The organism is Aquimarina mytili, assembly GCF_016735115.1.
Lineage (GTDB): Bacteria > Bacteroidota > Bacteroidia > Flavobacteriales > Flavobacteriaceae > Aquimarina > Aquimarina mytili.
In genome coordinates this window covers 115,565-133,738 of record NZ_JAERQJ010000005.1, presented here as the reverse complement: position 1 = coordinate 133,738, position 18,174 = coordinate 115,565, and the positions used below count along the sequence as shown (strand labels likewise).

General features: G+C 34.1%; 17 protein-coding genes. 10 read left to right on the top strand and 7 right to left on the bottom strand.

All coding sequences use genetic code 11. The features are described from left to right. Positions 1-30: 30 nt before the first annotated feature. Both JJQ60_RS13775 and JJQ60_RS13770 read left to right on the top strand, forming a co-directional pair. On the top strand, positions 31-1,797 hold the full coding sequence (locus tag JJQ60_RS13775) for a BatD family protein (protein WP_201921119.1): 1,767 nt from the start codon (positions 31-33) through the stop codon (positions 1,795-1,797). Positions 1,798-1,802: 5 nt separating this feature from the next. Further along, positions 1,803-2,552 carry a tetratricopeptide repeat protein gene (locus JJQ60_RS13770; RefSeq protein WP_201921116.1) on the top strand — a complete coding sequence of 250 codons (750 nt, stop codon included), beginning with the start codon at positions 1,803-1,805 and terminating at the stop codon, positions 2,550-2,552. A gap of 2 nt (positions 2,553-2,554) precedes the next feature. On the opposite strand, the gene JJQ60_RS13765 is transcribed toward JJQ60_RS13770, so the two are convergent. The 3 genes from JJQ60_RS13765 to JJQ60_RS13755 are packed head-to-tail and all read right to left on the bottom strand — an operon-like array spanning position 2,555 to position 5,243. Beyond that, positions 2,555-3,760, bottom strand: coding sequence for a DUF418 domain-containing protein (locus tag JJQ60_RS13765; RefSeq protein WP_201921113.1), 1,206 nt, complete (start codon positions 3,758-3,760; stop codon positions 2,555-2,557). Positions 3,761-3,819: 59 nt separating this feature from the next. Then, complete coding sequence (locus JJQ60_RS13760; protein ID WP_201921110.1) at positions 3,820-4,758, bottom strand: alpha/beta fold hydrolase; 939 nt, start codon at positions 4,756-4,758, stop codon at positions 3,820-3,822. Positions 4,759-4,790: 32 nt separating this feature from the next. Beyond that, on the bottom strand, positions 4,791-5,243 hold the full coding sequence (locus tag JJQ60_RS13755) for a hypothetical protein (RefSeq protein WP_201921108.1): 453 nt from the start codon (positions 5,241-5,243) through the stop codon (positions 4,791-4,793). Between the two features lie 275 nt (positions 5,244-5,518). Between JJQ60_RS13755 and JJQ60_RS13750 the strand changes: the two genes are divergently transcribed. The 4 genes from JJQ60_RS13750 (at position 5,519) to JJQ60_RS13735 (ending at position 10,146) form a co-directional block, all read left to right on the top strand. Beyond that, positions 5,519-5,794 (top strand): hypothetical protein, encoded by a 276-nt coding sequence (locus tag JJQ60_RS13750; RefSeq protein WP_201921106.1) that lies wholly within the window; start codon positions 5,519-5,521, stop codon positions 5,792-5,794. 146 nt (positions 5,795-5,940) lie between these two features. Next, positions 5,941-7,521: a SulP family inorganic anion transporter gene (locus JJQ60_RS13745; protein ID WP_201921556.1), complete on the top strand. Its 1,581-nt coding sequence runs from the start codon at positions 5,941-5,943 to the stop codon at positions 7,519-7,521. A 10-nt stretch (positions 7,522-7,531) separates the two neighbouring features. Continuing rightward, entirely contained in the window at positions 7,532-8,164 is a 633-nt protein-coding gene (locus tag JJQ60_RS13740; RefSeq protein WP_201921103.1) for a carbonic anhydrase family protein, read from the top strand. Positions 8,165-8,280: 116 nt separating this feature from the next. After that, positions 8,281-10,146, top strand: a complete 1,866-nt coding sequence (locus JJQ60_RS13735) for a SulP family inorganic anion transporter (RefSeq protein WP_201921101.1) — start codon at positions 8,281-8,283, stop codon at positions 10,144-10,146. Positions 10,147-10,178: 32 nt separating this feature from the next. On the opposite strand, the gene JJQ60_RS13730 is transcribed toward JJQ60_RS13735, so the two are convergent. Beyond that, positions 10,179-10,688, bottom strand: coding sequence for a CvpA family protein (locus tag JJQ60_RS13730; protein ID WP_201921099.1), 510 nt, complete (start codon positions 10,686-10,688; stop codon positions 10,179-10,181). 147 nt (positions 10,689-10,835) lie between these two features. Here JJQ60_RS13730 and JJQ60_RS13725 point away from each other — a divergent pair, with 147 nt between their 5' ends. Together JJQ60_RS13725 and JJQ60_RS13720 are read left to right on the top strand one after the other, a co-directional pair. Then, the gene (locus JJQ60_RS13725; RefSeq protein ID WP_201921098.1) at positions 10,836-11,078 is read left to right on the top strand and encodes a hypothetical protein; all 243 of its coding nucleotides are present in this window, start codon (positions 10,836-10,838) and stop codon (positions 11,076-11,078) included. A 3-nt stretch (positions 11,079-11,081) separates the two neighbouring features. After that, positions 11,082-11,354: a hypothetical protein gene (locus JJQ60_RS13720; protein ID WP_201921096.1), complete on the top strand. Its 273-nt coding sequence runs from the start codon at positions 11,082-11,084 to the stop codon at positions 11,352-11,354. A gap of 20 nt (positions 11,355-11,374) precedes the next feature. On the opposite strand, the gene JJQ60_RS13715 is transcribed toward JJQ60_RS13720, so the two are convergent. From JJQ60_RS13715 to JJQ60_RS13705, 3 genes are all read right to left on the bottom strand, one after another. Then, positions 11,375-13,954, bottom strand: coding sequence for a carboxypeptidase-like regulatory domain-containing protein (locus JJQ60_RS13715; protein WP_201921094.1), 2,580 nt, complete (start codon positions 13,952-13,954; stop codon positions 11,375-11,377). Positions 13,955-13,970: 16 nt separating this feature from the next. Further along, positions 13,971-14,873: a FecR family protein gene (locus tag JJQ60_RS13710; RefSeq protein ID WP_201921091.1), complete on the bottom strand. Its 903-nt coding sequence runs from the start codon at positions 14,871-14,873 to the stop codon at positions 13,971-13,973. 221 nt (positions 14,874-15,094) lie between these two features. Then, positions 15,095-15,607, bottom strand: coding sequence for an RNA polymerase sigma factor (locus JJQ60_RS13705; protein ID WP_201921088.1), 513 nt, complete (start codon positions 15,605-15,607; stop codon positions 15,095-15,097). A gap of 74 nt (positions 15,608-15,681) precedes the next feature. On the opposite strand from JJQ60_RS13705, the gene JJQ60_RS13700 reads away from it, so the two are divergent. Both JJQ60_RS13700 and JJQ60_RS13695 read left to right on the top strand, forming a co-directional pair. Next, the gene (locus JJQ60_RS13700; RefSeq protein WP_201921085.1) at positions 15,682-17,250 is read left to right on the top strand and encodes a 7TM domain-containing protein; all 1,569 of its coding nucleotides are present in this window, start codon (positions 15,682-15,684) and stop codon (positions 17,248-17,250) included. Positions 17,251-17,286: 36 nt separating this feature from the next. Then, complete coding sequence (locus JJQ60_RS13695; protein WP_201921082.1) at positions 17,287-18,168, top strand: sugar-transfer associated ATP-grasp domain-containing protein; 882 nt, start codon at positions 17,287-17,289, stop codon at positions 18,166-18,168. Positions 18,169-18,174 lie beyond the last annotated feature (6 nt).

Here is an 18,174-nt window from a genome sequence, read left to right as displayed (position 1 = left end):
GCAAAAATGACATAAAACATAGAATTTAAAATGAAACTAAAACTAATTTTTCTAACATTGTTTCTGACCGTAACTCAGCTTACAGTGGCACAGGTAACGTTTGAAGCCAAAGTGAGTAAGAAAAAGTTAGGGGTTAATGAAAGATTACGTGTAGATTTTGAAATGAATAAAGATGGAGACAATTTTACCCCTCCGTCATTTTTAGGATTTACGGTAGTAGGTGGGCCTAATCAATCGATAAGTAATTCATGGATCAACGGGAAACGATCGTACTCTAAGACATTTAGTTACTTTCTGGAACCGAGAGGTAGGGGGAAGTTTACTATAAAACAAGCTACCATCGAAATCGATGGTCAGACGTATAAAACACTACCCGTTACTGTAGAAGTTACAGGTGCGGTTGATAAGCCAAAAGATGGAAACAATACTGATTTTGTGGCAAGCGAAAATTTACACCTTGTTGCTGAAGTCTCAAAAGCCAATCCTTTTTTAAACGAAGCCATAACGGTAGTATATAAGCTTTATGTTAGCCCCAGAATTAGTGTAAGTAATTGGAGAGAGCTAGACAGTCCAAAATATAGTGATTTTTGGAGTCAAGCGATCGATATGAAGCAGCTCAAAATTGAAAATGGAGAGTATAAAGGTGAGCCTTATCGATATGTAGTACTGCGTAAAACGGTATTATATCCACAAAAGACAGGAAAACTAAATATTGAACCTCTCACGCTTACCGTTTCTGTAGATGTCCCTACCAAGAGAAGAGATATTTTTGGAGGGCGATTATATTCAACGGTTAATAAAACTGTAGCTGCCGGAAATAGAACCATTAATGTAAAGCCACTACCTACCCAAGGAAAACCAGATGATTTTACGGGTGCAGTCGGATCTTTTGAGTTTAAAGTCACGACAAACAAAACAGAATTAGATGCTACCGAATCATTAGACGCCAAAGTATCTGTTTCTGGAAATGGGAACTTAAAATTATTTGATTTGCCCAAACTTGTTGTTCCTAGCGGATTAGAACAGTACGAGCCACAGCATAATGAGCGTGTTAGAACTAACTTAACCGGTATGGGTGGTAATATATCCGATACATACACATTAGTGCCTCAATATAAAGGCAAATATCCCATACCTGCGGTTTCATTTTCATATTTTGATTTAAAAACTGAAACCTATAAAAGAATTACATCCGATGAGATTGTTATTAATGTAAAGACAGGACCAGATGGAGGTAATACGATCACCACTTCTGAATCTAATAGTACGGGTAAAAAATTAGTTACCCAGGCAAGTACACAGTTTAGATTCTTAAAATCCAGTGCAAATCTTAAACCAGTACAACGAAAACATTTCTTTAAATCTACGGCATATTGGATATCACTTACAGCCCCATTGTTAGCTATCCCGTTGTTTCTTTTCTTTGGAAAAAAGAGAGAAGAGCGGTTGAGTGATGTTAAAGGAAATAGAGTTCGTAAAGCAGATAAGCTAGCGCGTAAGTATCTTTCTGAAGCCAAGAAAAATCTTGGAAATCAAAAAGAGTTTTACATTGCTATGGAACGTGCGTTACATAATTATTTAAAAGCAAAACTACATATCCAAACCAGTGATATGAGTAAAGATCGTATACAACGATTATTAAAAGAACAAGATGTAGAAGCAACCATTGCTATAGAGTTTATTGCCTTATTAGAGAGTTGCGAATTTGCAAGATATACACCGTCTTCAACTTCAGCTATGCAACAAGATTATGATAAAGCGTCTCGAGTAATTGCTACCATAGACAAACAATTATAAAATATATGAAAAGGATCATTGAGATACTACTATTTTTGATGATAGCCCTTGGTTTTTCGCAAGACGAAGAAACATTTCAACGTGCGGGGTCATTATATAATCAAGAAAAATATCAGGAAGCAATAGATACATACAGGTCCATATTGGATTCTGGTCAAGAATCTGCCGCACTATATTATAATTTGGGAAATGCACATTATAAAGTAAGTAACATTGGCCCTAGCATATATTATTATGAAAAAGCATTAGAATTAGCTCCAAATGATGAAGATATAAAAAACAATTTGGCTTTTGCCCAAAATGCAACTATTGATGCTATAGATGTTATCCCAGAAGGTTTTGTTTCGAGGACAATAAAGGGGTTTACAAATATGTTTAGTTACGATAATTGGGCTTGGATTTCTGTACTTTGTGTAGTTCTATTTGTTATTCTCTTTATTCTATACTACACTGCAGATACCTCATCAAGAAAACGATTGTTTTTCGTAAGCTCCTGGCTATTGCTTTTTGTTGGAATTTTAGGGGTGGTTTTTGCGTTTAACCAGTACAACACGTTAAAAAACGATCAATTCGCTATTATTTTTAGTCAAGAAGCAGTGGTTAAAAGCGAACCTAATTTACGAAGCGAAGAAGTATTTGAACTTCATGAAGGAACCAAAGTAAAGGTTACAGAGACCGTAAATAACTGGAAAAAAATAAAGCTTGCCGATGGAAAAATTGGCTGGATTCCCGCAGAAGATCTAAAAGAGTTATAAAATTATTTTTTAAAAGGCTGCAGTTTTCCATACGTGGCACTTCGCCATGCCCATTCTAGTGGGCCGTATTTGAAATATGTTAACCAAATCTTACTTAAAATTGTTTGTAGTACAATTAGTGCTATCGCTATAGCAAAAAGATATAAGGTTCTGATTTTTCCTAAATATCCAAGGCCCCAACCAAATAAAATAAAAGTACCTACAATAGATTGTAGTACATAATTTGTGAGTGCCATTCTTCCGTAAGGTGCAAAAAAAGACAATCGTTTTTCGCCCCATTTTTTTCTATATATCAATATAAAACCACATAAAATAATGGTAGTAAGCGCAATGTTTGATAAATCATAAGCATTAATGCCTAAAATATGCAACCAGCTATTAAAATCTACAGGTTGCGGGCTCATTGCAAAGAAACCCGCAGTAACGAGTAATGCAATACCAAAAGCGATGCTCGCTCTTTTTAACCACTTTTTTACTAAGGGTACCCTTTCTTTTACATTTTGAAACAACCCTATTTTACCCAACCAGAGACCGATTAAAAAATAACCAAACGTTAGATAAAATCGGGCAAAAAAGCCAATCTGAAAATCCATTTTTTGAAGCATTCCCTGACCAGCATTTTTTGCAAATACCTGGTTCAAACTCCCCTCTTTGAGCGTTTGTATATATGATGTATTTAATTCGCTGTTAAAATCAGTAAATGATGAAAAGCCAAAAGCGCTTTCTGTACCCAGTATAGAATAAGAAATAAATCGTGGAATACTCAGCAAAAATAGCCCTGCGGTTAACAAAATCCATTTGTTATTTACTTTGTAAAAAGGAATAAGAAAAGGGGCAAGAAGTGCATAGATGGTTAAAATATCTCCTTTGTAAAAAAGATGATGAGTATATCCTATAACAAAAAGTAAAAATACTCTCCATAAAAATCGACCTGCAAAGTTTTGTCCGCGTTTAGCGGCAGCATCCATTTGGATAAAAAAACTTAGGCCGAAAAGAATAGAGAAAAGAGCAAAAAATTTACCAATAATTAAAAATCCAATAGCCCCACTAAGAATCTGATCAATTGTACCATTGGTAATCTCCATTAAGTTATCGGTAGGTGCAGAGGCAATATATTGTTCGGTCATATGTACTAGTGCCACTCCAGCAAGGGCAAAACCCCTTAGAGCATCAATAATTACTATCCTATTTGAAGACGTTTTTTCCAATACTATTAAATTAGGAATTTATAATGACATCACAAAAAGTGAAATCTTATGCGTATGGATTAATTTAGTTCCATCTTACTACGTATGATTTCAATAACATCTTGGGACCTGTCAAATTGAATATAATGCCCGGTTTTATCCAAAAGTATAAGTTCAGAATTTGGGACTTCTATATGAAATCTTTCACAGTCTTTCCTTAGGGTTTTTAATGAATCTTTTCCTGTGATCAAGGTAATCGAGGCGTTTATATTTTTGTACTTGTGCGATATCGCATTAAGATCTTCTTGATAATGAAGAGACTCCATGGATTTTGTGTAGATTACTTTAGGTTGAGACCAAATCCTTTGCCTTTCTTTTATAAGTTGTTCCACTTTTTCTTCAGGAGTATTCTGAAATATTGTGGTCAAGCCATCTCTTATTTGATTATTTGCAATGGTATACGAAGCTAAAAGAGCAATTCCTTTGCCGATTATTGGGGTAGAAATGAGCTTATAAATTGTTCTTGATCGCGATGTATATAACGGCGAATCAATAATTATATAATGGCGATTATTTGTGTTTGAATGTGCAGCCATATAAGCCGCTGTTGAACCCCCATACGAGTGCCCGACGATTAAGGGATTTTTTAGATTTAATTGAGAAATCAATTGTTCTACCAAAAGGGCATTATCTTTTATGTGATATGTATATTCTTTAGAAGAACTAAATCCATGCCCTGGCCTGTCAAAAGAAGTTACTCTATATTGTTTTGCAAGTGTATCGGCTATATCATTCCAATCTTCAATTAAACCTGGACTACCATGAATAAATAATATATCTTTTCCGCTTCCTTTTTGTGAAACTCTGATTTTTTCATTTTCGATAGTTACAAACGTATCTGCTGGATTTTGTTTGTGCGATAAATTGCCAAGATTAGTATATCCAAGAAGTATGGAGATACTAAGCAATATCCCCAGCACCAAAACGATATATTTAAAAATGGTATAGATCTTCTTCATTTTTAGATCTTTTTTTGAGTTAAAAACTTGTCTTATCGTAGCTCAATAGTCTTTCCTTTTGGAAGCAAAACTTTATCATAATCATAAAGCAATTGATGTTTGGTAATTTTTATTTTTTCTATTCGGGGCGGGCTAAACTTTTTGGTTTTGCTATGTAAAAAATCAGGGATGATAGTATTAGAGTCTGTAATTACAGAATCTATATTAAGTTGTAGTTCGTTTAGAGGGTTAATTTGCCAGGTGCCGTATAATGAATCAAGTGAAAGAATGGTGAGCCGACCCTTTTGCTCTCTTAATAGGAAAGAAAAATCTTTGGAGAGGTACAATTCAATTTTTTTATAATCACAATCGCATTTAGATGGAGAATCTTCTCCAGGGTTGGTAGAATTTACATACTCATAATAGCTATTAATTACCTGTTGTTCCTGAATGTTTAGGGATATTATTGAAATAAAAGCTAAATATAGGATTAATTGGATATACATGGTAACGACAAATAGTTTGTAGATAATACGGAAATTATTTCAAAACCCATTATGTAATGAATTGATTTTTAAGTAACGATATACAAAGAAGATTTAGGTTTGTCCAATTGAAAAATCGCTATATTGCCAAAAAATATCACATAAGCACAATTGTTTAAAGAATTTAACAATTCATTTAACACATTTTGAAAGCAATACTATTATTTTTGTGATTCAAATAAAAGTAAGTGACGAGTAAACTTCAGATAATCCGGTTTTTAATTGTATTTGGATTTATGTTAAATATATCCAATTATGCTATGGGAGTATTTGATTTCTATCTTTCTGATGAAAAAACATCTATTGCCTTAGAAGAAATGGATACTTCTGAACAGAAAGAGAAAGAAAACTCAGAAAAAGAAGATTTTAAAGAAAAAGATAAGATCACTCAGGATTTTGACGAAAAACCAATGGCTATAGTTGATTTGATTTTTAAATCATATCCTGATTGTTACGCTAGAAATTCCTCAGTATATCTGGAGCATAAAACACCACCTCCAAAGTATTCATAATACATTTTGGCATTATAATTCAGAATATAAAGTTTAACATGAGTTAGTTAAACATTACTATCGTTTTGGATTATCTCAAATCAATTTTATTCGATTGTTCCTGTTTCTCTAATGGGAGCTAAAACTTAATTTTAAAAACTATGAACATTTTTAAGAATTTAAAAAATGATCTACCGGCTAGTATTGTAGTATTTTTTGTTGCCTTGCCCTTATGTTTGGGTATTGCATTAGCTAGTGGAGCTCCACTTTTTTCTGGCTTAATCGCGGGAATTGTAGGTGGTATTGTTGTTGGAGCCTTGAGTGGTTCTCAGATTGGAGTAAGTGGCCCTGCGGCTGGATTAGCGGCAATAGTGCTTGCGTCAATTGGAACATTAGGAGGTTACGAAAACTTTTTGGTTGCCGTAGTATTGGGTGGCTTAATTCAAATTCTTTTTGGAGTATTGAAATTAGGGGTTATAGGATATTATTTTCCTTCCTCTGTTATTAAAGGAATGCTAACAGGTATAGGGATTATTATAATTCTAAAACAAATCCCACATTTCTTTGGATACGATGCGGCTCCTGAAGGAGATTTTTCTTTCTTTCAAACCGATGGGGGGAATACATTTTCTGGAATTATTAATGCTTTTAAATCCATTAGTTTGGGATCTACTATAATCGCCATTGTTGGTTTGGCAATATTGATTCTATGGGATAAGGTTCTGGTTAAGAAAGCCAAAATATTTCAATTGGTTCAAGGACCCTTGGTTGCGGTAGTGATTGGGATACTTTTTTATGCTTTTACTGTGGATAGCGAAGGACTGAGTATCTCTAAAGAACATTTGGTTAGTGTACCTATTCCTGGAGATTTTTCTTCATTCTTAGGTCAGTTTAGCTTTCCTAATTTTGCCGTTATAGGTAATACAGATATATGGATAACAGCATTTACAATAGCTTTGGTAGCTAGTTTAGAAACATTACTTTGTGTTGAAGCAACAGATAAGTTGGATCCTGAAAAACGAGTAACTCCAACTAACAAAGAGCTATTTGCGCAAGGAACCGGTAATATTATTTCGGGTATGATCGGAGGGTTGCCTATTACCCAGGTAATTGTAAGAAGTTCAGCGAACATACAGTCTGGAGGTAAGACTAAAATGTCGGCTATAATTCATGGATTCTTTTTGTTGATATCGGTGATTTTAATACCTCGTTTATTAAATATGATTCCGTTGTCGGTTTTAGCAGCAGTATTACTAATAGTAGGATATAAATTGGCAAAACCTTCTACTTTTAAGGCCATGTGGAGTGCAGGTAGAAAACAATTTGTGCCTTTTATAGTAACTATATTAGGAATTGTTTTTATCGATTTATTATGGGGTATTGGCTTAGGACTTATGGTCGGAATTGTTGTTATTCTATATAAAAGCTACCAAAACTCACATTTCTTGCATATTGAAGATGTTAGTAATGGGAAACACAGAGTAAAAATGACATTGGCAGAAGAGGTTACCTTTTTTAATAAGGGAGCTATTCTAAAAGAACTTGATCAATTACCAGAAGATACGTATCTTACTTTGGATGTTAGAAAGACGAGATATCTGGATAATGATATTTTAGAAATTCTAGAAGATTTTTCTGAAAAAGCAAAAGGTAGACATATCGATATTAAACTTATTTCAGAAAGAGGGGAAGTTGAAAACCCTGAAAGTTATATTCAATTTTTTAAATTAAGACCAAAATCAGCGTAAATAGATTATTATGAAAGCACATACAAAAGAAACTCAAGCATCAATAACGCCAAAAGGAGCTGTGGCATTATTAAAAGAAGGGAATGAAAGATTTCAAAAGAAAATGCATGCTGATAGAGATTTGTTGGAACAAGTAGCAGATACTAAAAGTGGTCAGTTTCCTTTTGCTACAATATTAAGTTGTATCGACTCAAGGGTATCTTCTGAGTTGATTTTTGACCAGGGGATTGGTGATATTTTCAGCGCTAGAGTTGCGGGTAACTTTGTTAACGAAGATATTCTAGGAAGCATGGAATTTGCATGTAAACTAGCTGGAACCAAATTGGTTCTGGTTTTGGGGCATACTGCCTGCGGTGCAGTAAAAGGCGCTTGTGATGATGCTAAATTAGGGAACCTGACTGCACTTATTAGCAAAATCAAACCTGCTGTTGAAGCAGTAACCGAACCATCGGATCCTTCATCGAGAAACTCGAAAAATATTGATTTCGTAAATGAAGTTGCTGTTAAAAATGTACATATGACTATTGATAACATTAGAAAAGATAGTGAAGTACTTAGAGAAATGGAGGATAATAATGAAATACTAATCCTTGGAGGAATGTATGATATTAGTAACGGAAAAGTAACCTTTTTTGAGAGCTAATCAAGTTTATTGAAATTTTCATAAAAGAGCTGAAATAAATGTATATCGGCTCTTTTTTTTTGCTAATTTTGATAGTTATACTATTATTTATGATTAAAATCAAAAGATAGCAAGATATGAAAGGTTTTTTTAGTAATCTTAGAGGAGATACGTTCGGAGGATTAACTGCCGGAATTGTAGCTTTACCTTTGGCATTAGCATTTGGAGTTTCTTCTGGATTAGGACCAAGTGCGGGATTGTATGGAGCTATTTTTATCAGTTTTTTTGCTGCGTTATTTGGCGGTACAAACACTCAGATTTCTGGCCCTACAGCACCAATGACTGCTGTAAGTATGTTGGTAATTGCTGGGTTAATTGGTGCAAATAATGGTGATGTTGAAAAAGCATTGCCAGCGATCCTTACGGTTTTTCTTTTGGCAGGATTAATCCAAATTGGTTTAGGAGCTATTGGCATTGGTAAATACATTAGATATATACCTTATCCTGTGGTATCTGGATTTATGACGGCGATTGGAGTGATGATTTTGATTACTCAAATATTGCCCGCTCTTGGATATTATCCAAAAGATGACAAAGCTTATGTTGAAACATTTAAACCGCAGGCAGAAGAAGTAATTCTTGATAAAATACTAATAGATGAAGCTGGAGAAGGAATTCTGGTTTTAGAAGACTTTAGAGAAACCATTAGAAGGGCAGAGAAAATTACGGATGATGAAATATATCTCGAAGCAGAAGCCCTAGCAAATAGTAGGGCTTCTGGTGTTTTGGGTTCGATTAGAAGTCTGCCTAGAGCGATAAAAAGTATAAGTTATCTAGAACTGATTTTATGTTTGATGACCATAGTAATTATTTATGGATTTAAAAAAATCACTACAGCAGTGCCCAGCACTCTAGTGGCATTATTAATTGTTTCTGGAGCAGCCTATGGTTTAGGGTTAGATTATAGGCCTATTGAAAAAATTCCCAGCGGCTTTCCGGTTCCTAATTTATCAATCATTACCAATTTTAATTTAGATACGATATTTCCTTATTTTTTTACAGCGTTATCGTTATCCTTTTTAGGAGCTATAGATTCTTTGTTAACTTCTGTGGTAGCCGATAATATGACAAAAACAAAGCATAATCCTACAAAAGAATTGATAGGTCAGGGGATAGGAAATAGTATAGCAGCTATTTTTGGAGGAATCCCGGGAGCTGGTGCAACAATAAGAACCGTTGTGAATATAAATGCAGGAGGAAAAACAAGGTTGTCTGGTATGATAGCAGGAGTTCTACTACTAATCGTTTTATTGGCTCTTGGTCCCATAGCATCACAAATCCCAGCGGCTGTACTTGCCGGGATTTTAATCACTGTTGGTATTGGAGTTATGGATTATAAAGGCCTAAAAGCAATTCCTAGTATGCCAAAAATTGAGGTTATCATTATGATAATTGTTTTAGTACTTTCAGTATTTTGGGATTTGGTCTATGCTGTAGGTATAGGTTTAGTATTAGCTTCATTAGCCTTTATGAAAAAAATGGGAGACGTTACCGTCATGGAATCAAGGATAGAGTCCTTGAATGGTTTTGAAAATCGCATGCTAGAGAAACCCTGGAAAGACGAAATAAACTTCCCAACAGAGCTTAAAGAAGAAATATTTGTAAAGCATCTTAATGGACCACTGTTTTTTGGATCCAATAATGAGTTACAAGAATTAGCAAATCAAATTCCTGAAACGGCTTCTCATGTAATTTTAAGAATGGATAGAGTGCCTTATATGGATCAGTCTGGAGTGTATACTCTTGAAGAGATTATTTTGGGACTAGAACAAAAAAATATTAAAACTCAAATTGTTGGTATTCAAAAACAACCTATGTATATAATAAAGAGTATTCATATAATACCTGATTTAGTGCCAGAAGAACGGGTTTTTGAAGACTTTGATTCGTGTATGACCTATCTGATAGAAGTAGTAGAAGATAGAGTGACATCTCTTAAGTAATTTCTTGAACTAGAAAAACTAATATTTCTTATTTAGGATTCACTATTATTTTCTGCGGGAGCCTCTTTTAATATGTTGGGTAATACCATAGGTGCTAGTTTGCGTACTGGATTGTAAAGTAATGAGGATTCCAGTGTTTCTTCCTTTATAATCGTGATATTTCTGTTGATCGCATCAATAAAAATAATGAGAACACTGGCAATAAATGCCATCTTTAAGACACCAAAAGCTGCTCCAAGAATTTTGTTTAAAATCCCTAAGGCCGCATAATCTGCAATTTTGGTAAGTAGTTTACCTGCTAACGAAACTAAAACAACGACAAGAATAAACGTAAGGGCGAAAGCAGCAAGCTTCATAGCACCTTCTTGCCAATCTACATATTGTTGCAAATAATCACCAACAATATGTGAAAAATGAACAGCAATATAAATACCTATTACTAAAGCCAACAAAGAGGCTAAAGAAGCAAATAAACCTTTACTAAGCCCCTTTATTAATCCCCATAATAAAAGAATGCCTAAGATGATGTCAATGTAATTCATTAGATCAGTAATTCTAGGCTAAATATAGTTCATTTCATCACATTTATCGGGATCTACCTTTGTTTCTAGGTAGAATTAAAACATTTTCTTCATTGAAATGAATTGATAATTATATATATTTGACATATAATATATATGATATATATCATGAGAAAAATAATAGATATTAATGAACAAATAATTCCTAAGCTCAAGCTAATTGCAGCAATAGAGAGTTCTAGCGTTAAAAAGGTAATGGAAGATGCAATAACGTGGTATGTCGAGCATAAACAAAAAGAACAGATAAATGCCATGTCTTTGGATCAGAAAGAGGATTTAGGGTTGTTGCTTTTGCTTCAGCAAGCTAAAACTACCACCGCTATTAGTGAAGAAGAATTATTTAAATCATAACAGATGGATGTAATAATCTCTTCAAGCTTCGCTGATGATTTTAAAACTTTAAATGACAGTTCTCTTCAGGAAAAGCTCAAAAGTGTCTTAGAATCTATTAAAACAGCCAAAAACATAGATATCTTAAGCCAATTTAAAACAGTTCGTGGCAATGATAAAGTATTTAAGATGGGCGTAGGACTATATTTTTTGATTGGTGTTATGACAGCAGAAAATCAGATAACATTAATGCGATGGTTACATCGGGATGAAGTAATTAGAGCATTAGATACTTAAATTATGAATAAGCAGGTTGCTTAAAAAAACATCCTAAAAACCAAATTAGGAGTTAATCCTAAGGATTGCTGCCGTAGTACTTCTAGTTCTACTTCTCCGGTATTTGGGTTTTCGTCTGCCCGGTAACTCACCGAAATAGGAACTTGGCGATTATAGAGGTTTAATATAGAAATGCCTAATTGTCCTTTCCAGCTTTCGTTTTTGTTGAAATTAAACCGGTACACCCCCGAGATATCCAATCTGTGATATTCTGGTAGTCGCCTTGCATTAGCAGACCCAAACTCTATTTCTTCATTAATTAATGCAGCATCGGTGAAAGGGCTTCCAGAACGCCAAAACCAACCTAACGAGAACTCCATCGAATTTATTTCTAAAGTGTTAGATATTCTGAAATTATGTGTAATATCATTGTTTCCAGGAAAAGACCCAGGTTGTATCTCGGGAAAGGTATATTCAATATCATTAAAAGTATATCCAAGCCAGGTTCTAAAGTTTTTAAATTTCTTTCGTAAAAGAACATCTACTCCAAAAATTGTACTTTCTCCGGTAGATAAATCAATATCAAAGGTGTTTACCCCATTAGTTATTGATGTTAAACCGTCTATGTTCTTAAAGTAAGCATCCACTTCTATATTCCAATCTTTTTTAGAAAACAATAAACCACCAGAGAATTGCGTGCTTTCTAAAACCGGGATGTCGTCATTGGCATGTATCCAAATATTATTTTCTAATCGCAGTTGGGTATCTTCAAATTCTATAAGTTGACTTATAGGCTGATACCTCAGTTCTCCTGTACCTTTAATTCTTAAATTATCTGAAATAGGATACTCGATATTGATCCTGGGCTCTATATAAAACTTATCGACTATAGAATAATGTGACGAGCGAACTCCAAGATTTATAAATCCCTTATTTTTGGTTAATAACTTGTAGTTTGCATAGAACGTATTCGCAGTATTTTTCACAAGATCAGTCTCGTTTACAGGAGTTTCAAATTCGCTTTCACGGGTGATGGCATAAAAGACTTTGCTATTAGAAAATTGATAACCAGCAGTTAATGCGTTTTTTTGATCAATATCATATGTAAGATTAATGTTTACCCCAATATCTTCGACAGTATTTTTTCTAATAGATTGTTCTTCAATACGTAATTCTTCTCTAACAGTAAATAAGTAATCAGAGTCATATTTTGAATAGTAGGCTTTTAGCTCATGATGAAAATCTTTTGATTTTGTACCTATCCATGAAAAACTAACTCCTTCGTTTTGAATTTCTAAGTCATCATTAATTGCGTCTTCATCATCATTTATTTGAAACGCCAAATCGTTGTTGGTATAAATACCACTCACCAAAATTTTATCATTTTTTGTGGCGTCTATAATGAGTTTGGCGGTTGTATCGTAAAAGAAAAAATTATTATCGCCTATATCTTGCTCATTTTCAGGTTCTTCTTCGATTTCGTTTTCAGGTTCTTCATCAGGAATCGGAGTTTGAGTATTAGAATTAGCATCTATTTTCGTATTCTGAAATACCTTTTCTGAAAGTGAGTTGTATGTCGGAGATTCAAAAAAATCGGTATATGATCTTCTACCAGAAATGACGATGCCAACTTTACTCCCTATCGGAGTTTTAAAATAACCATCGAGATGCGTGCCGTTAATTCCGACACCACCAGTAAATTTTTCTGCCACTTCTGTATCACTCGAGATATCAATTACCCCGGAGACACGATCGCCGTATTTTGGATCTGCTCCTCCTTTAAAAATCTTAGCCTCGTTAACTACATTGGGGTTAAATGCCGAGAGCATTCCAAAAAAATGCCCCGTATTATACATTTTTATATCATCCCAAAGAATAAGATTTTGATCTGGCGAACCTCCTCGTATTTGTATTCCGGTTGCGGTCTCATCTGGACTATTGATTCCAGGGATTAGCTGTATACTTTGCAATATATCGGGTTCTGTTTGACCTGGTAAGATACCGAGCTCATCATTCGAAAAAGTAAATGATCCATCAATATTTTTTCCAATCCCGGTAGTAATATACTCTACGATAAGAACTTCTTCTAGCGCTGTGCTTTCGACAAAAAGAGGTATTCGGGGACAGTCAGGCATTTTAAAATCTGCTGCGGTCATTTTTTTATCCTTATATCCTACATATTGGATTAATATAGGTTCATTTTCGTCTAATTCGCCTAATTGAAAAAAACCGTCATCATTAGCGACCGCTCCAGTTTTTTGACTTTCAATAAGGATGGATGCAAAAGGCAGCGGAGCATTGGTAGTTTCGTCAAAAAGATATCCGCAAACTTCTACTTTGGTATTAGGGGAGCTTACAATAATCTGGCGATCTGATATTTTCTTGAAATCGAGCTTAGTTAAGCTGCTTAGAGTCGTTAGTAAATCATCCAAAGGAGTATTATTAATGGCCAGTGTAAGAATTTTATTTTTTACGGTCTCATTACTGAAAGAAAAAATGAGTCCATAAGATTCTGAAAGTTCTGATAATATTTGTTGTAAAGGAGTTTCTTTATATTCTTTGGTCATTTGAGCTTGCAATGAGCAAGAAAAAAAGATAAATAATAAGAGTATTTTTTTCATAGCACATTTTCTAGCCTTACCTTGGAGAAAGGGAAACTATATTTCCGTTGATAATATATTCAATTTCCATAGGAACTAACACCGATTCTAGCGCAATTTTTAAATCCTTATAATTAAATCCACCTGTAAATAATTGATCTTGATCAATGGCTTCCCTTTTAAAAGTTATTGAGTATTGTCTTTCTAATTCGTCAAGCACTTTTTTTAGTGGGATGCTATCAAATAAGCTTTCTCCTTGCATCCATAGCGGGGTAATATCTTTAATTTTTCTTGAGATCAATTCTTCATTTTTTAAAGATACTGCATCTCCTTTTTTCAATATTTTTTTCTGGTTCTTTAAGGATGATACACGTACTTTTCCTTCATAACACCCTACCAAGAATTCATCTGATCTTCCTTTTACATTAAATTGAGTTCCTAGTACCTCTACGGTACCTAATGGAGTAGAGACCGAGAAATTGGTTCCTTTAGCAACTTTAAAAAACGCCTCACCATTTAAGGTAACATTTCTGTTACTTGACCAGAAAAAGCGTTGATGAGATAATGTAGAAGAAGCATTTAGATTTACAGAACTTCCATCTGGTAAAACCACGGCGATTTGTTGTCCAGGATCAGCAGTGTGAGTTACTTTATTAAAGAAAAGCCCAATAATCAAGACTATTGAAGCCGCCGCAGAAATAGCATATAAAACAGGTTTTAACTTGATGACTTTTCCTTTTTTTGGAGCATCAAGTTTGGTAATAGTAGTTTTTAATGATTTTTGGACATCAAAAGAGGGAGGATTAAAAAAAGTCAATCCATCTACGATTTTTTTATATTCATCGTATTCCGGAAGCGCTTTTAACTCCTCAAGTTCTTCAGCCGAAAGATCATTATTCAACCATTTTGCTAAATATATATTTTCATTTTCGTTAAGCATAATTCTATCTTCATATCAGATCAATAACAGGTGATTTTTAAAATACCCTACCCAAATACCAAATAAACATTAAAATAAACACTAAAAACTTGTTCATTTTCCGTTTTACTTCTTTGGTCACCTCTTTTCTTAGCCAAGGCTTGGTAAAGGATTCTTAGCTTTGTAAAACAAAAAAGCAACTTCGTTTTTTAATCGTTCATTTCAAAATTCATTTGGTATGATTAGATATTTTTTATCAGAACTCTCATTTTTTTTAATGCATTATGCATTCTTTTTTCTACGGCTTTTACCGAAATTTCAAGCATTTCGGCAATTTCCTTATAGGTCTTTTTATCAATTCTATTTAATAGAAAAACTTCTCGTTGTCCATCTGGAAGCTCCCCTATGGCTCGCTGAAGTTTATCCATAAACTCCTTTTCTTCCATTACAAAATCAGGAGATTCTACATTTTTATTGCTACGTGGTATTTTTGAGTATTCTAATCGTACTTTTTTTCGAGCAACTTGGTTTAAGAAAAGATTATTAGCTACGGTACATAAAAACCCCTTTGCCTTATCAAAAAGAACTTTTTTGCAATGATCCCAAAGTTTTATAAAGGCCTCTTGCATTACATCCTCTGCCTGATCTCTATCTCCACACTTATAATAAATAAGGTTTCTTACGGCCTCTGCATGTGTTTCAAACAATTCAGTAAAAACGGGTTGATCACAAACAGATTTTGAGGATTGCTCCATGTATAAAGATTTTTTTTCGATTTATGGTAGGGTGAATTTATTCTCACCTGTTATTAACCCAAAAATAACTGATTATGGATTCTCAGACAAATATTAAAACCGTATTACTTTTAGTTACGATAATTGCCTTGATATCAATTGGGTTTAAGATAAAACCGATTCTTAAAAACTATGACGATTTTAATCCAAATGTAGTCTATAAGGTAAATTATAATTACTTTTTTAAGTCCGAAGATAAAAACACGGTAGTAAAAAGTTTTATTCCTTTTAGCAATTCCAGACAACGTATTTCAGCAAAGAAAAGCAAAAGTGATACGACATTAATATTTTCAAGACAAGTCTCTAAAAATAAAAATCAGAAGGGGGTTTGGAGAACAGGTAAGAAGAATACCTATCATACGTTAAATTACGAATTCATTTTTGAAGGCAAAGAAAAGTATTTCCAAATCCCGAAACAGTTTAATATAACTTCAGAAAAGTATAGCGATTATCTAAAATCGACTGATAATATACAATCAGATAATGAAACTATTAGTAATCTGGCGACACAACTTGCACAAAACACGGCAAACGATGGAGAAGTAATAAAGAATATTTTTGATCATGTTCTTAGTATTCCTTCAGCGCCAATAATAACTCTTACTGATGCCTTAACAACCATTAAGCAAAACAGAGCATCCTGTAATGGTAAAAGCAGACTTTTTGTAGCCTTATGTAGAAATTTGGGGTACCCTGCCAGAATTAAAGGCGGAATTATCCTGGAAAATACAGATAAAAGAACTTCGCATGCATGGGCCGAGGTAATGATCAATGAAACCTGGGTTTCTTTTGATGCCTTAAACAATCATTATGGGTATTTGCCCGCTAATTACTTAGAAGTGTATGCAGGAGATGAATTTTTAATTACACATACACCAGGAATACAATTTGATTATACCTATCAGATCAATGAACTAAATCATATTTCGTTCTTAAAAATGAATTCTGAAGAGCTTCATAAGTTGTCGAGTATTTCACTTTGGGGTATTGTAGAGAGCGGAATTTTACCAAAAAATGCGCTTAGTTTATTATTGTTACTTCCGTTAGGAGGGTTGCTGGTTGCTTTTTTAAGAAATGTTGTAGGAGTTAAAACCTTTGGTGTTTTTCTTCCTGTATTAATTGCATTTTCATTGTTGCATACTGGATATATTTCGGGAGTAGTATTATTTATATGTCTAATACTGCTAGTGGGGCTAATTTCTTACCCATTTGATAAAATAGGATTACTATATACTCCAAAACTGGTCATTTCATTAACCATAATGGTTAGTCTTATGATTGGGGCGACTATGCTTGGTATTAAATACAATATCACTTGGTTAACAACCCTTACATTTTTTCCTACTATCATTCTTACCATAGCTGCCGAGCGATTTTCTAGATCCACGGTCGAAGATGGATATAAAATGGCAATAGACAAACTATTTCAAACCCTAATAGCAACAACAATTTGCTACGGTGTTTTGTCCTTGTCATGGTTACCTTCTGTCCTGATTATTTTTCCTGAGTGCATTCTTTTAATTATCGCAACCGCGATGTTATTAGGGAGATATATTGGGATACGATGGGTCGAATTCTATCGTTTCAGACCACTTTTTAGCTAGATAGTATCAATTCAAAGAGATAAAATTATGATTCCGATGTTTTCAAGAATACTGGATGCCAAATCACGCCAAAAATCAAAAGTAATTGGCTTGAACGAAAGAAATATAAAGCTTATTTACCCTAATAATAATAAAAAACATTATCCCCTGGCAGATGATAAGGTGCTTACTAAAGAAATCCTGCATCAATATAATATTCCATGTGCGCAGACCTATGCAGTTATAGAATATAATAGCGATATAAAAAAAGCATGGGAGACCTGTAAACAATATAGCGCCATGGCCATAAAACCAGCTAATGGTTGTGGTGGTGGAGGGATTAAAATTGTTAAAAAAGATCAGAGCGGAAATTGGACTTCTAGTGGAAAAGTGATATCAGAACGAGCAATTTTTCAGCATATGGCAGCTACCATCATGGGATTCTTTTCACTGGGCTCTCATGATAGAGTTTTGATTGAAGAATGTATAGAACCACACCCATTTTTTCATGATATATATCCGGCAGGTGTGCCAGATTTTAGAATCATAACCCTGGATAGAGTACCTCTTATGGGAATGTTAAGAATGCCGACGGACCGGTCTGATGGTAAAGCCAACCTGCATCAAAATGGAGTAGGTATAGGGGTGGATATGAAAAAAGGAAGACTAACCCAGGTCTATGATGGAAAATACTACTACAACCACCATCCAGACAGTAAGTTTATTGTCAAAGATGTTGCGATCCCATATTGGAAAGAGATTCTGGAAATTTCTGTAGCGACTGCTAAGGCGTTTCCACTCAATTATTTGGGGATAGATATTGTGATCGATAAAAATAAAGGACCACAGATCATGGAGATTAATGTGCGTCCAGGATTAGGAATTCAATTAGTGAATAAACAAGGATTAAAAGAAACCATAGAAAACAAAATTAAATAAGAAGAT

Excerpts from the sequence above, each read along its gene's own strand:
- JJQ60_RS13710 (WP_201921091.1), bottom strand. The coding sequence starts at position 14,873 with ATGCTTAACGAAAATGAAAATATATATTTAGCAAAATGGTTGAATAAT.
- JJQ60_RS13730 (WP_201921099.1), bottom strand. The coding sequence starts at position 10,688 with ATGAATTACATTGACATCATCTTAGGCATTCTTTTATTATGGGGATTA.
- JJQ60_RS13740 (WP_201921103.1), top strand. The coding sequence starts at position 7,532 with ATGAAAGCACATACAAAAGAAACTCAAGCATCAATAACGCCAAAAGGA.
- JJQ60_RS13755 (WP_201921108.1), bottom strand. The coding sequence starts at position 5,243 with ATGTATATCCAATTAATCCTATATTTAGCTTTTATTTCAATAATATCC.
- JJQ60_RS13725 (WP_201921098.1), top strand. The coding sequence starts at position 10,836 with ATGAGAAAAATAATAGATATTAATGAACAAATAATTCCTAAGCTCAAG.
- JJQ60_RS13750 (WP_201921106.1), top strand. The coding sequence starts at position 5,519 with ATGTTAAATATATCCAATTATGCTATGGGAGTATTTGATTTCTATCTT.
- JJQ60_RS13720 (WP_201921096.1), top strand. The coding sequence starts at position 11,082 with ATGGATGTAATAATCTCTTCAAGCTTCGCTGATGATTTTAAAACTTTA.
- JJQ60_RS13770 (WP_201921116.1), top strand. The coding sequence starts at position 1,803 with ATGAAAAGGATCATTGAGATACTACTATTTTTGATGATAGCCCTTGGT.
- JJQ60_RS13775 (WP_201921119.1), top strand. The coding sequence starts at position 31 with ATGAAACTAAAACTAATTTTTCTAACATTGTTTCTGACCGTAACTCAG.
- JJQ60_RS13705 (WP_201921088.1), bottom strand. The coding sequence starts at position 15,607 with ATGGAGCAATCCTCAAAATCTGTTTGTGATCAACCCGTTTTTACTGAA.
- JJQ60_RS13715 (WP_201921094.1), bottom strand. The coding sequence starts at position 13,954 with ATGAAAAAAATACTCTTATTATTTATCTTTTTTTCTTGCTCATTGCAA.
- JJQ60_RS13700 (WP_201921085.1), top strand. The coding sequence starts at position 15,682 with ATGGATTCTCAGACAAATATTAAAACCGTATTACTTTTAGTTACGATA.
- JJQ60_RS13760 (WP_201921110.1), bottom strand. The coding sequence starts at position 4,758 with ATGAAGAAGATCTATACCATTTTTAAATATATCGTTTTGGTGCTGGGG.
- JJQ60_RS13695 (WP_201921082.1), top strand. The coding sequence starts at position 17,287 with ATGTTTTCAAGAATACTGGATGCCAAATCACGCCAAAAATCAAAAGTA.
- JJQ60_RS13735 (WP_201921101.1), top strand. The coding sequence starts at position 8,281 with ATGAAAGGTTTTTTTAGTAATCTTAGAGGAGATACGTTCGGAGGATTA.